The sequence below is a fragment of the Pseudogemmobacter sp. W21_MBD1_M6 genome, from assembly GCF_052119585.1.
In the GTDB taxonomy this organism is placed as follows: domain Bacteria; phylum Pseudomonadota; class Alphaproteobacteria; order Rhodobacterales; family Rhodobacteraceae; genus JBGQOJ01.
The window spans coordinates 601,683-616,011 of sequence record NZ_JBGQOJ010000001.1 but is presented as its reverse complement, the minus strand read 5'-3'; the positions used below and the strand labels follow the sequence as shown (position 1 = coordinate 616,011).

At 60.8% G+C, this 14,329-nt stretch carries 15 protein-coding genes; 10 read left to right on the top strand and 5 right to left on the bottom strand.

Features of this window, described 5'->3' with window-relative positions:
• Positions 1–62: 62 nt before the first annotated feature.
• Positions 63–545 carry a DUF3576 domain-containing protein gene (locus ACEN2R_RS02975; RefSeq protein ID WP_442039031.1) on the bottom strand — a complete coding sequence of 161 codons (483 nt, stop codon included), beginning with the start codon at positions 543–545 and terminating at the stop codon, positions 63–65.
• A gap of 371 nt (positions 546–916) precedes the next feature.
• Between ACEN2R_RS02975 and ACEN2R_RS02970 the strand changes: the two genes are divergently transcribed.
• Both ACEN2R_RS02970 and ACEN2R_RS02965 read left to right on the top strand, forming a co-directional pair.
• Positions 917–1,855, top strand: coding sequence for a porin (locus tag ACEN2R_RS02970; protein WP_442039029.1), 939 nt, complete (start codon positions 917–919; stop codon positions 1,853–1,855).
• 155 nt (positions 1,856–2,010) lie between these two features.
• Positions 2,011–2,664 carry a YggS family pyridoxal phosphate-dependent enzyme gene (locus ACEN2R_RS02965; RefSeq protein WP_442039027.1) on the top strand — a complete coding sequence of 218 codons (654 nt, stop codon included), beginning with the start codon at positions 2,011–2,013 and terminating at the stop codon, positions 2,662–2,664.
• Between the two features lie 60 nt (positions 2,665–2,724).
• On the opposite strand, the gene ACEN2R_RS02960 is transcribed toward ACEN2R_RS02965, so the two are convergent.
• Together ACEN2R_RS02960 and ribA are read right to left on the bottom strand one after the other, a co-directional pair.
• Positions 2,725–3,219 carry a L,D-transpeptidase family protein gene (locus ACEN2R_RS02960; RefSeq protein ID WP_442039025.1) on the bottom strand — a complete coding sequence of 165 codons (495 nt, stop codon included), beginning with the start codon at positions 3,217–3,219 and terminating at the stop codon, positions 2,725–2,727.
• Positions 3,216–4,307 carry a GTP cyclohydrolase II gene (gene ribA / locus ACEN2R_RS02955; RefSeq protein WP_442039023.1) on the bottom strand — a complete coding sequence of 364 codons (1,092 nt, stop codon included), beginning with the start codon at positions 4,305–4,307 and terminating at the stop codon, positions 3,216–3,218. Before ribA ends, ACEN2R_RS02960 begins: the two co-directional genes overlap by 4 nt.
• A 165-nt stretch (positions 4,308–4,472) precedes the next feature.
• Between ribA and ACEN2R_RS02950 the strand changes: the two genes are divergently transcribed.
• The 5 genes from ACEN2R_RS02950 (at position 4,473) to ACEN2R_RS02930 (ending at position 8,201) form a co-directional block, all read left to right on the top strand.
• Entirely contained in the window at positions 4,473–5,159 is a 687-nt protein-coding gene (locus ACEN2R_RS02950) for a response regulator transcription factor (protein WP_442039021.1), read from the top strand.
• Positions 5,160–5,477: 318 nt separating this feature from the next.
• Entirely contained in the window at positions 5,478–6,266 is a 789-nt protein-coding gene (locus tag ACEN2R_RS02945) for an exodeoxyribonuclease III (protein ID WP_442039019.1), read from the top strand.
• A gap of 169 nt (positions 6,267–6,435) precedes the next feature.
• The gene (gene trxA / locus ACEN2R_RS02940; RefSeq protein ID WP_442039487.1) at positions 6,436–7,350 is read left to right on the top strand and encodes a thioredoxin; all 915 of its coding nucleotides are present in this window, start codon (positions 6,436–6,438) and stop codon (positions 7,348–7,350) included.
• 27 nt (positions 7,351–7,377) lie between these two features.
• Positions 7,378–8,022, top strand: coding sequence for an LON peptidase substrate-binding domain-containing protein (locus ACEN2R_RS02935; protein WP_442039017.1), 645 nt, complete (start codon positions 7,378–7,380; stop codon positions 8,020–8,022).
• A complete protein-coding gene (locus ACEN2R_RS02930) occupies positions 8,019–8,201 on the top strand; it encodes a Trm112 family protein (protein WP_442039015.1) in 183 nt (60 codons plus the stop codon). Before ACEN2R_RS02935 ends, ACEN2R_RS02930 begins: the two co-directional genes overlap by 4 nt.
• A gap of 31 nt (positions 8,202–8,232) precedes the next feature.
• Here the strand turns inward: ACEN2R_RS02930 and ACEN2R_RS02925 are convergent, their stop codons facing one another.
• On the bottom strand, positions 8,233–9,168 hold the full coding sequence (locus ACEN2R_RS02925; RefSeq protein ID WP_442039013.1) for a helix-turn-helix domain-containing protein: 936 nt from the start codon (positions 9,166–9,168) through the stop codon (positions 8,233–8,235).
• A gap of 20 nt (positions 9,169–9,188) precedes the next feature.
• Between ACEN2R_RS02925 and pobA the strand changes: the two genes are divergently transcribed.
• The gene (gene pobA / locus ACEN2R_RS02920) at positions 9,189–10,358 is read left to right on the top strand and encodes a 4-hydroxybenzoate 3-monooxygenase (RefSeq protein WP_442039011.1); all 1,170 of its coding nucleotides are present in this window, start codon (positions 9,189–9,191) and stop codon (positions 10,356–10,358) included.
• Positions 10,359–10,363: 5 nt separating this feature from the next.
• Here the strand turns inward: pobA and ACEN2R_RS02915 are convergent, their stop codons facing one another.
• Positions 10,364–11,590: a UbiH/UbiF/VisC/COQ6 family ubiquinone biosynthesis hydroxylase gene (locus tag ACEN2R_RS02915; RefSeq protein ID WP_442039009.1), complete on the bottom strand. Its 1,227-nt coding sequence runs from the start codon at positions 11,588–11,590 to the stop codon at positions 10,364–10,366.
• A gap of 84 nt (positions 11,591–11,674) precedes the next feature.
• Here ACEN2R_RS02915 and ACEN2R_RS02910 point away from each other — a divergent pair, with 84 nt between their 5' ends.
• Positions 11,675–13,018 carry an amidase gene (locus ACEN2R_RS02910; protein WP_442039007.1) on the top strand — a complete coding sequence of 448 codons (1,344 nt, stop codon included), beginning with the start codon at positions 11,675–11,677 and terminating at the stop codon, positions 13,016–13,018.
• Between the two features lie 117 nt (positions 13,019–13,135).
• Positions 13,136–14,317, top strand: coding sequence for an aminotransferase class I/II-fold pyridoxal phosphate-dependent enzyme (locus tag ACEN2R_RS02905; protein WP_442039485.1), 1,182 nt, complete (start codon positions 13,136–13,138; stop codon positions 14,315–14,317).
• Positions 14,318–14,329: the final 12 nt, after the last annotated feature.

Genomic DNA, 14,329 nt, shown 5'->3' with positions numbered 1-14,329 from the left:
TATCAAGTAAAACGCCGGGCAGTCTGGCCCGGCGAACGTCATACACAGTGGAATGGCACGGTCTATAGCTTGGAATCGGCAATCCGCAATTGCCGGGCGCGGGTCAGAATCGCATCTTCGACCGCGCGCACGGTTTCCGCGCTGGCCGGGCCGTTGCGGGTCTGGATCGCAAGGTTCAGCGACCGCGCGTCAAGCGCGGGATCCTGCACATAGACCGTCGCGCGATAGGCGCGGCCACCACCCGGCGGGGTGCCATAGCCCATGACGATCACACCCGAAAACGGATCAGCCGCCTCGACGGGCAAAAAGCTGAGAACATCAAGCGCCGCAGTCCAGATATACCGGTTTACCGCGATCGTGGTGTTCGGGTCCGCCTTGTTGTCCAGAAGGTCCCAGATTGTGGACTCTTTTTCCTGAACCTCGGGGGTGGCTTTGATGCCGGCGCTGGAATTGGACGATCCTGCCGATCCGAATCCGCCGCAGGACACAAGGCCCATTACAGATGCTGCCGCCAGAACCCGTCCGATTGATTTTTGCAATGTCATGCCTGCCACGCGCCCCTGGACTGTGTTCGTCTGCCTTTTAGTAGCGAAGCCCTTGCGCCGCGACAAGGTTTTGTTGCGGTTTTGTGTGCCGCACCCCGCCAAGGCAGGCCATAAATCCGACTATATATATAGGCCCCTGCCCAGCAGCGCGCGTTCCGGCGGCAAACCGGGGGGCCGAACCGGCCCTGATGCGGTCGCGCCGCCGCGCCGGGTGGATGTCAAATTTGTGGCAAAGATGCACCAGAAACCGGAATGTTGCCGTGGGGGTTTTCGACTTTGTTGCAATCAAGGCCGGTAGGAGAGAGATAGACACATACTCAATTCGGATTTCCCTGAATTGGGCACACCTTATAAACTCACGAGGGAATACGATGAACAAGATTCTTTTGGCTACCACCGCTCTGGTCATGACCGCTGGTGTTGCTTCCGCAGAAGTAGCGATCTCCGGTTCGGCTTACATGGGCTTCGCCTATGCTGAAGACGTTGCAAACACTGGCAACTCCGAAGTCACCACAGACGCTGACGTAAACATCAACTTCGCCCTGTCCGGCGAAACCGATGGCGGTCTGGGCTTTGGTGCGTTCACGAACCACATCGTCAACGACAACGGCGCAATCGCAAACGATGACTCCGGCGTTTACATCTCCGGCGCATTCGGCAAGCTGACCATGGGCGCAGTTTCCGAAGCTGGTGAATTCGGTCTGTCCGATTTCGGCGACAACGGCATCGGCTTTGACAACACTGCTGAAGCATTCGGCGGCGACGACAACGGCATCGGCCACAACGTAAACTACACCGGTTCGTTCGGTGCGGTGACTGTTGCTGCGTCGGCTGCCATTGGCAAAAAAGTCGGTGTTGTGCCTGCTGTACTCGGCACTCCTGACAAGAACGAAGCATACGGCGTAAGCGCAAAGTACAACTTTGGTGATTACTATGTCGGCGCTGGTTACAACGTTGTGAACCTGGAAGCTGCTTCCGTAGCAACCGATTTCGACGCAGTGTCGGTTGGTGCTGGCGGCAAGTTCGGCGCGATCAAGGTTGACGCAGTCTACACTGCTGCTAACCCAGAAGTTGGCAAAGACTTGGAAGCATACGGCGTTATCGCTTCGTACACCATGGACGCTCTGACCCTGTCCGTTGGTTATGCTGACAACAACGCACCTGCTGGTGCTAATGGCACTGCTGTCAATGGCGCATCGACTGCTATCGGCGCATCCTACGACCTGGGCGGCGGCGCAAAGTTGATGGGTGCTGTTGGCGAGATCAACAAAAGAACCAAAGCCGAACTCGGCATCAAGATGTCCTTCTAATCCTAACGGATTGGTTTGAAGGAAAGAGCGGGCTTAGGCCCGCTCTTTTTTTATGGGCGCACCGGCTTTGCGTATCCGGTGCGGTCAATCGGTCTTGACCCCGCCCCCCGATCAGGCATTGAAGGACAGGTCTGTCCGTCCCGATTGGAAATCCCATGTCCCTGTCAGAAATCACCGCCCGTATCCGCGCCGAAGAACTGCGGTCGGGTCGCGTTCCCGGCTGTGTGAACCTGATCGCCGTGTCCAAGGTGCAACCGCTTGCGCGGGTCACGGCCGTTCTGAACGAAGGCCACCGCCTGTTCGGCGAGAACCGAGTGCAGGAGGCCGCAGGCAAATGGCCCGCCCTGCGCAAGGCCTATGACGGCGTGCAGGTGCATCTGCTGGGGCCGCTGCAAAGCAACAAGCTGCGTCAGGCGATGGAGTTGTTCGAGGCATTCCATTCCGTAGACCGGCCCAAGCTGGCGCAAGGCATCGCACGTCTGGCGCAGGAACTGGGGCATTGTCCCGACCTGTTTCTACAGGTGAACACCGGCGAGGAACCGCAAAAGGCCGGTGTATTGCCCGCGCAGGCCGATGGTTTTATCGCGGAATGCCGCGCGCTTGACCTGCCGGTCGTCGGGCTGATGTGCATTCCCCCCGCCGACGAAGAGCCGACCCTGCATTTCGCCCTGCTGCGCAAGATCGCCGCGCGGAACGACGTGGCGGGGCTGTCGATGGGGATGAGCGACGATTTCGAAAAGGCGATTGCGATGGGGGCGACCCATGTGCGTGTCGGGTCCGCGATTTTCGGCGCGCGGGCGTATGATTAGGGCTGTGCCGAAAAGAGTTAAGCCTTCGGCGAGGATATTTTCAGGAACAAAGAAAACATCTTAGCGGATGATCAGGCGGGTTTGGTGGGTGATCTTGCCCGCGATCCAGATCAGGTCCCGGCGGGCGAAGGCCACGCAGCCCGCTGTCGGGGCATGGGGCCGGCGCCATTGGTGCAGAAAGATCGCGCTGCCCTTGCCGCGTTCGGCATAGGGCCAGTTCCAGTTGGTGATCAGCACGATGTCATACATCGGATCGGCGCGTGACAGGCGCTCGTGGCTGTGGGGGTAGGGCGCGCGGACCATCAGGTTGTAATCCTCGTCGCGCGGATCGTCTGACCAAAGGTCGGCGGGCCGGATCGGCACCGCCCAATCGCAGGGCTTTGCCAGACGGTCGGGGCGGTACAGGCAGCCGACAAGGCTGTGGGTGCCCCTTGGCGTCGCTCCGTCGCCTTCGGTTTTGTCGGATGTCAGGCCCGTGCGCCCGATGGTGCAGGGGAACTGCCGCCCCATAAAGCGAAGGCCGCGTTTGGTCAGGACCAGATCCCGCGGCGTCACAGCAGGTGCCCGGATTTCTTTGCCTTGGTCGCAAGGTAGTGCGCATTCTGGCGGGTATGGCCGACCTTTAGCGGCACGCGTTCTGTGACCGTGATGCCGTTCGCCTGCATCATGTCGATCTTGGCGGGATTGTTGGTGAGCAGCCGAACCGCGCTGAACCCCATCGCCTTCAGAATGTCGGCGCCGATGCGGAAATCACGCTCGTCATCCTCGAACCCGAGGCGGTGGTTGGCCTCGACCGTGTCGAACCCCTGATCCTGAAGCGAGTAGGCGCGCATCTTGTTGGCAAGGCCGATGCCGCGCCCTTCCTGGTTGAGGTAGAGCAGCACGCCTGCGCCTGCCTCGCCCATCTGTGCCAGCGCGCCGCGCAACTGCGGCCCGCAATCGCATTTCAGCGACCCCAGCAGGTCGCCGGTGAAGCAGGCCGAATGCAGCCGCGCCAACACCGGCGCGTCGCGCATCGGTTTGCCGATTTCGACGGCGTAGTGCTCCTCTGCGCCATCCTCGGGGCGGAAGACATGCAGGCGGCCCGCCTCTGATACCTCCAGCGGCAGCTTTGCGCTGATGATGGCGTGCAGGGGGCTGCTGGCGGTCAGAACGGCGGCGGCGGCGGCGGTGTTGATCAGGGTCAGGTCGTTGCGGGTTGCAATGCCCGCCCCGTCAGGCATGGGCAAGACAATTGCCGCGGGCAAAAGCCGTGCAGATTTGACCAGCGTGATGGCGATGCGGTGCAGGTCGGCGCATCCGTCGCGCAGGGTGACCAGCGGCCCCTTCATCGGCACGTTGAGGTCGTCTGCGGGGTCGGCCACGCCATGAACCCAGTCCAGCGTGGCATTCACCGGCAGCACGATGCGTGCGAGGTCGCCGTCATAGACCCGCGCCTTCAGGGTTTCGGCGCGCTTGTCGGTCACCGCAAGAACCGGCTGACCGCCCAGAACCCGCAGTTGCGCAAGGCGGTCCGCGCTGAGGGTTTCGGCGGCGAACACCAATGCGGCGCTGTCCGGGCCTTGCAAAACAACGGGCACACCCATGCGCAAATCGGCGCGGGCGCGGGCCAGGCGTTCGACGATGTCGGGCGATAGGGTCATTTCGGGCCAAATATGGTTACAGTTGTTTCAGTGCTGTAGCTGTTTCCGCCCGAATATGAAACATTTCCCGTCATTATCACACGAGAGCGTGAGGAGCCGGTCGGAAAACTTGTCGTGGGCGTTACTCAAGAACATCTATCAAACGAGCTTATAAGGAATGTTCAGATGAGCACCGTAAAAAAGATCCTGCTGGTTGACGACGAAGTGGACCTGCGCGAGGCGCTGAGCGAGCAGTTGATTATGACCGAAGACTTCGATGTCTTCGAAGCCGGTGATGGCCACGAGGCCATGATCAAGGTGAAAGAGGCGCTGTACGATCTGGTGATCCTTGACGTGGGCCTGCCCGATACAGACGGCAGGGAGTTGTGCCGTCTGATGCGCAAGCAGGGGGTGAAATGCCCGATCCTGATGCTGACAGGCCATGACAGTGACGCGGACACCATTCTGGGTCTGGACGCGGGCGCAAATGACTACGTCACCAAGCCGTTCAAATTTCCGGTGCTTCTGGCCCGTATCCGCGCCCAGTTGCGCCAGCATGAACAGTCCGAAGATGCTGTGTTCCAGTTGGGGCCATATACGTTCAAGCCGGCCATGAAGATGCTTCTGACCGAGGATGAAAAGAAAATCCGTCTGACCGAGAAAGAGACGAATATTCTGAAATTCCTTTACCGCGCGTCAGAAGGGGTCGTTGCCCGTGATGTTCTGCTGCACGAGGTCTGGGGCTATAACGCGGGTGTCACGACCCATACGCTGGAAACCCACATCTACCGTTTGCGCCAGAAGATAGAGCCCGATCCATCGAATGCGCGCTTGTTGGTCACAGAGTCCGGTGGATATCGGCTGGTCGCCTAGACTGCCTTAATGTTGACAAAATCATCGGCAATCCTCTCAAATAGGATAGAATTGTTTCTGAATTGGCATCCCCTGGTCGCGTTGGGGTTATAACGCGACATCCTCCCTGTTGGACTGGCCCCGCCTTTGTGCGGGGTCTTTTTTTATCTCCCCAAATGGGGGTGCCCGCAGGGCGTTGCGGGTCATGCCCTGCCAGTTTTCGCCCTCTAGTAGGGGTCTTTTGTTTGACTTTCGGGCGCCCTCCGTGATCTTGGTTTCTTTAATTCCGGTCCGAGCAGGATCAGTCCACATCACGGATATTTCCGTCAAGGAGAGATAATGACCTTTACCCTTGCCACATGGAACATCAACTCGGTCCGCCTGCGCGAAGAACTGGTGTGCAAGCTGATGACCGAAGAGGCCCCCGATGTGATCTGCCTTCAGGAATGCAAATCGCCGGTGGAAAAGATCCCGGTCGAGCGGTTTCAGGCCCTGGGGTATACCCATATGGTTGCGCGCGGGCAGAAGGGCTACAACGGGGTTGCCATCCTGTCCAGACTGCCGATCACTGATGCGGGTGGGCGTGACTTTGTGCAGATGGGCCATGCCCGCCATGTTGCGGCGAGGCTGGATAACGGCGTCACCATTCACAACTTTTACATACCGGCGGGCGGCGACGAACCCGACCGCGAGGTCAACGAGAAGTTCGGCCAGAAGCTGGATTTTCTGACAGAGATGCGCGACCTGTTTCATGCGGACAAACCGCAAAGGTCGATCCTTGTCGGCGACCTGAACATCGCCCCGCGCGAGGATGACGTCTGGGACCACAAGAAGCTGCTGAAGGTCGTCAGCCATACCCCGATCGAGGTCGAGCATCTGGTAGAGACGCAAGGTGCGGGCGGTTGGGTCGATGTGACCCGCGCCGACATTCCCGACGGGCGGCTTTATTCGTGGTGGTCGTATCGCGCCAAAGAATGGGACGAGGCCGACAAGGGGCGGCGGCTGGACCATATCTGGGCCACATCCGATATCGCGTCGGCAGGCCACGGCAGCCGTGTGTTGCGTGCCGCGCGGGGCTGGACGCAACCGTCTGACCATGCGCCGGTCTTTGCGACATTCGATCTGTAGGCACCGGATTCGGGCGCGGCTCGTGCAGGGTGTGCCGCCTCGGAACTCTGCCTATGCGTGTCCCCGTGGGGACAGCGCTTTTGCGAAAGGCACAGGCGCTGCCCTTGCGCTGCACCGGCAAATGCCCCATTTATTGACCAAGACGGACAATAGAATGGAACCGGACAAGATGATCGAACTGGGCAAGGCCGCGGCACCAGCGGCGGCGGGCGACCTGATCAAGGATGTAACCGAAGCGACGTTCATGGCGGATGTCGTAGAGGCAAGCCAGACAGTGCCTGTGATCGTCGATTTCTGGGCGCCTTGGTGCGGGCCGTGCAAGACGCTTGGTCCCGCGCTGGAGGCGGCTGTGAAAGCGGCGGGGGGCCGCGTGAAAATGGTTAAGGTCGATGTGGACCAATGCCAGCAAATCGCGGCGCAACTGCGCATTCAGTCGATCCCCACGGTGTATGCCTTTTGGCAGGGCCAGCCTGTTGACGGCTTTCAGGGGGCCGTGCCCGCATCAGAACTGAAGGCGTTCGTTGAAAAGGCGGCGGCGCTTGCCGGTGCGCCGGACAATGGTCTGGCGGACGCCGTCGAGGCGGCAGAGGCCATGCTGGACGCCGGAGAGACTGCAGATGCCATGCAGACCTTTGCGGCCATTCTGGAAGAGGACCCGCTGAATGCCGAGAGTTTTTCCGGCATGATCCGTGGGTATCTGGCACTGGGCGAGCCGGAAGAGGCAGAAGCCGTGTTGAACGGCGTTCCTGCCGAGATCGCGCTGAAGCCTGTCATCGAAGCTGCGCGTGCGCAAATCGAACTGGCCAAACAAGCCGCCAACGCGGGCCCCGAAACAGAGCTGCGCGCGGCGGTCGATGCCAACCCTGACGATCATCAGGCGAAGTTCGATCTGGCGCTGGCATTGCACGCGAACGGCAAGGTCGAAGAGGCGGTTGCCGAATTGCTGGATCTGTTCCGGCGCGACCGCGACTGGAACGACGGAGCCGCAAAGGCGCAGTTGTTCATCATCTTCGAGGCGCTGAAACCGCAGGATCCGATCGCGCTGACGGGGCGGCGGAAATTGTCGTCGATGGTGTTTGCCTGATACTGACAGCGGACTAGATACATCGACATGATGACCTCCGCAGACCTACCCGAAACGATCCCGTTGTTCCCCTTGCCGGGGGCTTTGATGTTGCCGCGCACACGGTTGCCGCTGCATATATTCGAGCCGCGCTATCTGGCGATGTTGGACGATACGTTGAAAACCGCGCATCGGCTGATCGGTATGATCCAGCCGCGAGAGGTGCCAGAGGGCGCGGGAAAGCGGTTGCATATGATCGGTTGCGCCGGTCGCCTGACCGGATTTTCCGAAACCGAGGACGGACGTTACATGGTTACGCTGTCCGGCATTTCCCGTTTCCGCATTCAGCGCGAAGTATCGGGTTTCGCCCCGTATTTGCGCGCTGACGTGAGCTGGGGCGGGTTCGAGCGCGACCTTGGTCCGACGGAAAAAGACCCGGACTTTGACCGGCCCGCGTTTCTGGACCTTCTGGGCCGCTACTTTGCCTCGCAGGATCTGTCGACGGACTGGGACAGCCTGAAAGAGGCAGAAGACGAGATGTTGATAAATTCTTTGTCGATGCTTTGTCCCTTTGATCCCGAGGAAAAGCAGGCATTGCTAGAGGCGCCATCGCTTGCGACGCGGCGCGAAACCCTTGTTACCTTGATTGAATTCGGGTTACGGGGCGGCAGCAACGAGGAAATAATGCAATGAATGATGCCATCGAATTCGATCGCCGGATGCTGGAAGCACTTGTGTGTCCCAAGACCCGTGCGCCGCTGACCTATGACGCCGAGGCGCAGGAACTGATTTCGAAGGCGGCGCATTTGGCCTATCCGATCCGCAACGGCATCCCCGTGATGCTGATCGACGAGGCCCGCGAGATCGAGTGACGGCGTTGGCCGGTTCCGCTGCGGGCCATCGCTATCGGTCGAACCTGTCGCGATAGGCGGTCGGGGAAAGCCCGATGTGCCGCTGGAACGCCCGAGAGAAATACGACGGGTCATCAAAGCCAAGCTGATAGCCGACGGTTGCAACGGTCATGCGGGTATATACCAGCAGGCGGCATGCCTCCTGGAATGTGGTTGCTTCGATGTGATACGCGGCAGGGCGCCCCGTAGCCGCGGCGCATATCCGGCTAAGGTGGCGGGCCGATACCGACATGGATCTGGCGTAATCGGACACCTGCCATTTCTGGCGGAAATGTGCCATCAAAAGCGCGTTGAATTGTTCCATTCTTGGGTTCTTCGGCGGGCTTGATGTGATCGTCTCTGATCCGTCAGAGGGGCGGACGACGTGACAGGCGATCTGTGTTGCCAGCGCCGTTATCATCAGGGTCCGCACCGGACCTGTCGTCTGATACTCGGCGAATATCCGGTCAAAAAGCTGCGCCACAGCATCATCCGCCGCGCCTGTCTTGAACTGCGAAATCGGCTGGGCAAGGACAGAGTTCGGCCCGAACACATCGGGCAGTTCCTGTGTTGGAACCGTCAAAACATAGCCGTCCGTTCCTTTTGAAAACCGGAACCCGTGCACCATGCCGCGCGGAATTGAAACGACTGTCGGGGGTGACAGGGTGTAATCTGTTCCATCCGCCTCTAGCGTGATCGCCCCGCTGCGCAGCAGGAATATCTGGTGCAGATGCAGGTGCCGATGCGGCGCAATCGTCCATTCCAGACCCGCCGCGCGGTCGAGGATCCTTTCGCAGTGCAGAACGTCGGGAAACACGCGGTCTTCGCCATAAAGCTGGTAGGCGGGAATCTGATTGTGGGCCGTGCGGTCGCGTTTCATGTCCGAATAGTGCCAGATGCAACGCGGATCGTCCATTCTGATCTGTCGCGGACGCGATAGTATATCCATCCAGATCTTTGGAGGGTTGGATGAAAACGCAGGTGGCAATTATCGGGGGCGGCCCCGCAGGGCTTTTGCTGTCGCAACTTCTGAACCGGTCGGGAATATCAACCGTCGTCCTGGAGAGGAAGTCGCGCGATTATGTTCTGTCGCGGATCCGTGCCGGTGTGCTGGAATGGGGCACGGTCGAAATGCTGCGCGAGGCGGGCGCGGGCGACCGGATGAACCGCGACGGTATCGTGCATGACGGCTGCCTGTTCAGTTCGTCCGAGCGGATGGTGCGTGTCGACTTCAAGGAAAGCTGCGGACGTCAGGTGATGGTTTACGGTCAAACCGAGGTGACGCGCGATTTGTATGACGCGCAGGATGCCATAGGTGCGACGGTTCTTCATGACGTGTCGGATGTTGTGCTGAACGATCTGGACAGTGATGCGCCCTATGTCACCTACACAGTGGACGGCGTGGCGCAGCGGCTGGAGTGTGATTATGTCGCCGGTTGTGACGGGTTCCATGGGGTCAGCCGCCCGTCGATTCCGGCGGATGTCCGGCAAGAGTATGAAAAGGTTTATCCTTTTGGCTGGCTCGGGGTTTTGTCCAACACGCCGCCCGCCGCCGAAGAACTGATCTATGCCAACCATCCGCGCGGGTTTGCCTTGGCCTCGATGCGCAATGCGACGTTGTCACGCTATTACATTCAGGTGGATTTGGCGGATAAAGTCGAAGACTGGTCTGACGACGCCTTCTGGGCGGAACTGAAGCGCCGGTTGCCGCCCTCTGTCGCAGAAACGATGGTGACGGGGCCGTCGATCGAGAAATCCATCGCGCCGCTTCGCAGCTTTGTGTCCGAACCAATGCGGTGGGGCCGGTTGTTCCTGTGCGGGGACGCGGCCCATATTGTGCCACCAACAGGGGCGAAGGGATTGAACCTTGCCGCATCGGATGTGCATTATCTGGTCGCCGCGATGAAAAAGGCCTATCTGGGCGGTGATCTTTCGGGCCTTGAGACCTATTCCGCCGATGCGCTGTCACGGGTCTGGCAGGCGATGCGTTTCAGTTGGTCGATGACGACCATGCTGCACCGGTTCCCCGACCAGAACGCGTTCGAGCAGCGGATGCAGGACAGCGAACTGGCGTACCTTGAAACGTCAGAGGCGCGGCGGTTGGTTCTGGCCGAAAACTATACCGGTCTGCCGTTTTAACGCATCTAGATCGGTCTGCCCTGCATCAGTCGGGGCAGATCGCCGGTCAGGCCTGCCGCCTCTCGTATAAAGCGGCGGCGCAGGCCGGGCAGGGCGTTGACCATCCCCATCCCCAGATCGCGCCCCAGTCGCAGGATTGGGTTGTCGTTGGAAAACAGTCGGTTAAATCCATCCGTCGCCGCCGCAAGCGAGGCGACGTCGAACCGCCGCCAGCCTTGGTAGCGGTCAAGGACAAGGCTGGTGCCGATGTCCTCGCCCCGCCGTTTCGCGTCAACGATGACCTCTGCAAGCGCAGCGACATCGCGCAGGCCAAGGTTCAGGCCCTGTCCGGCGATCGGATGGACGCCGTGGGCCGCATCCCCGATCAGCGCAAGGCGGTTGGCGGTCATCGCGTTGGCCAGCGTCAGGTTCAGCGGATAGGTAAAGCGTGCGCCGGTCAGGGAAATCCCGCCCAGAAAATCGCCAAAGCGCGGGCGCAGGACGTTCAGATAGGCCGCGTCGTCCAGCGCATTGATCGCGGCGGCGTTGGCGTCTGTCTCGCTCCAGACGATGGAGCAGCGATTGCCGGGCAAGGGCAGAATGGCCAGCGGGCCGGCGGGCATGAAGAACTGATGCGCGATGCCGTCGTGGGGCTTTTCGTGGCCGATGGCACAGACCAGCGCGGTCTGCCCGTAGCCCCATCCGGTGCGCTTGATGCCGGCGCGTTCGGCAGTGCCGCTGCGCCGCCCGTCCGACCCCACAAGGATGCGGGCGGAAAGCGTTTTTCCGCTGGCAAGCGTGACGGTCGCGCTGTTCGCGTCGGTTGACTGGGCAACGACGGTTTCGCCGGACAGATGGGTGATCAGCGGGCTGTCGGCCATGGCCGACAGAAAGGCCCGGCGCAGATACCTGTCTTCCATCATATAGCCCATCGGGCCTTCCTCGATCTCGTGGTGATCGAAGTGCAGCACAAAGGGCGACGGGCCTTCGCCCGCGCGCCCATCGGTAACTTTTACCTCCAGGATCGGCTGGGCCTGATCCGCGATACCGTTCCAGATGCCGATGGCGGACAGCAACCGCTGCGAGGCGAGGGCAAGCGCATAACTGCGACCGTCGAACCGGTCGCCCGTTCGCGTGTCCAGCGGCAGTGCGTCGATAACGCAGGTTGAAATGCCGCCCGACGCCAGCGCCAGTGCCAAGGCAGAGCCGTTCAGCCCGCCACCGATGATCAAAATATCCGCATCATGTTTCATGCCCCTCAATATGAGCGCATCAACGGGATTGTCCATGCAAAGCCTTGCCGTTACCGTCGCGACAAATTGGCAAAGGGTGCGGAAATGTCGAACACATGGTTGCGGATGAGCATGGCGGATCTGGGACGCGGGATCGCGGCGCACGAGATTGACCCAGTGGCGTTGACCCGCTGTTATCTGGACGCGATCAACGCGCATCCCCTGCGCGACCGGATTTACGCGCGGGTGACAGAGGCGCGCGCGCTGGCCGAGGCGGGTGCCGCATCGGCGCGGGCGAAGGCCGGGCAGCGACTGGGTCCGCTGGACGGTGTGCCGGTGTCATGGAAGGACCTGTTCGATACGGCAGGTGTGGTGACAGAGGCGGGATCGGACCTGCTGAAGGGGCGCGTGCCGGCCGAGGACGCGCAAGTGCTGAAAAACGCGACGGCGGCGGGTCTGGTGTGTTTGGGCAAGACCCATATGTCAGAGCTGGCGTTCTCGGGGTTGGGCTATAACCCCGTCAAGGAAACGCCGCCCTGCGTGAACGATGCAGGTGCGGTGCCCGGGGGGTCGTCGTCGGGTGCGGCGGCATCGGTTGCCTTTGGTCTGGCGCCTTGCGGGATCGGGTCCGACACGGGCGGCTCGGTTCGGTTGCCATCGGCGTGGAACGATCTGGTGGGGCTGAAAACAACCAGCGGCAGGCTGAGCCTGACCGGCGTCGTGCCGCTATGCGAAAGTTTCGACACGGTTGGGCCGCTGTGCCGCACGGTTGAAGATGCGGCGCTGATGTTGGCCGCGCTGGAGGGCAAGCCGGCGGCGGATCTGTCCGGCGCGTCGTTGCATGGTGTTCGGCTGATGGTGCTGGACACGGTCGCGATGGACGGCTTGCGGGACGGCCCGCGGGACGGGTTCGCGCAAGCGGTTGACCGATTGAGGGCCGCAGGTGCGTCGGTGGCCCACGTCAAGGTGCCCGAAATCGCCGAGGCAATGACCCTGTCGGCGGTTTTGTTCACCGCCGAGGCCTATGCCCAGTGGCGCGAAAAGATCGAGGCAGCGCCCCATCTGATGTTCGACCGTGTGCTGGAACGGTTCCGCGCGGGCGGGGCATTCAAGGCCGTCGATTATGTCGCGGCGCAGAAAAGGATGATGGCACTGCGGGCGGTCTATCTTGAAAAGACGGCCGGATATGACGCCGTGATCATCCCGACAGCGGCGATCATGCCGCCCGATCTGAAGCGCTTGATCGCGGACAACGATTATTTTGTTGCGGAAAACCTGTTGGCGTTGCGCAACACAAGGATCGGGAACCTGATGGGGTTGCCGGGCCTGACACTGCCCACAGGCGTACCGTCGACGGGGATTTTGCTGATGACTCCGCCCGGTTCGGAAGAAAAACTGTTGCGTTTGGGGGCGGCGGCAGAGGCGGCATTGGCGAAGATCACGACCTAAAAGCCACAAATCTTTTGCACAAGCGTATCATTTGTAAGCGTTTTTCTGGACCTACGGGGAAACGTTCGGTAGTTTGAAAGAAACGGGGCGATAATGACTCCGAGCTTTGAGGCACCAATGACGTTTCCCGAGCGGTTTTCGAACCTGCCTGAATACGCTTTTCCGCGTTTGCGGACGCTGCTTGACGCGCATGCGCCGGGTGGCGAGGTGCGTGCCATGACCATCGGCGAGCCGCAGCACGCGTTTCCCGATTGGGTCGGTCCGGTGATTGCCGAAAACACCGCAGGTTTCGGAAAATACCCGCCAAACGATGGCACGCCTGAATTGCGCTCTGCTGCTGCGGCATGGATCAAGCGGCGCTTTGGTGCTGTCGTCGATCCCGCCACTCAGGTGATGGCGCTGAACGGAACGCGCGAGGGGCTGTTCAACGCCTGTATCGCGCTGTGCCCCGAGGTAAAGAATGGCAAGACAGCGGTGGTTCTGACGCCGAACCCGTTTTATCAGGTTTACGCGGTGGCGGCGCAGGCTGTGGGGGCCGAGACTGTCTTTGTGCCCGCGACGCGCGAAACCGGATATTTGCCCGATTACGCGGGACTGCCCCCCGAGGTTTTGAACCGCACGGCGATTGCCTATATCTGTTCGCCGTCGAACCCGCAGGGTGCGGTGGCAAGCCGCGCCTATTGGGTCGATCTGATCGCGCTGGCGGAGAAGCATGATTTCCAGATTTTCGCGGACGAGTGTTATTCCGAAATCTATCGGCACGATGCCCCGGTCGGTGCCCTGCAAGTGGCGCAGGAGGTGGGGGCCGATCCAGAGCGGGTGGTTATATTCCACTCGTTGTCCAAGCGGTCGAACCTGCCCGGTTTACGGTCCGGGTTTGTTGCGGGTGGCCCGCGGTCGATCGCCGAGATCAAGCAATTGCGCAACTACGCTGGCGCGCCCCTGCCGCTGCCGCTGCAAAAAGTGGCAGAGCGGGCATGGGGCGACGAGACCCATGTGATCGAGAACCGCGCGCAATACATTGAAAAATTCAAGGTCGCCGACGAGGTTTTCGGCGGCATGCAAGGCTACAAAGGCCCCGAGGCGGGGTTCTTCTTGTGGTTGCCCGTCGCGAACGGCGAGGCGGCGGCGCTGAAACTTTGGCAGCAAACAGGCGTTCGGGTTTTGCCCGGTGCCTATCTTAGCCGCGACGTAAACGGCACTAATCCGGGCCAAGGCTACATTCGTGTGGCGATGGTGGCCCCAATCAACGACATGCGGCGCGGGCTGATCCAGCTTCGTGACTGCTTGTACGAATAATCGAGGGAAAAA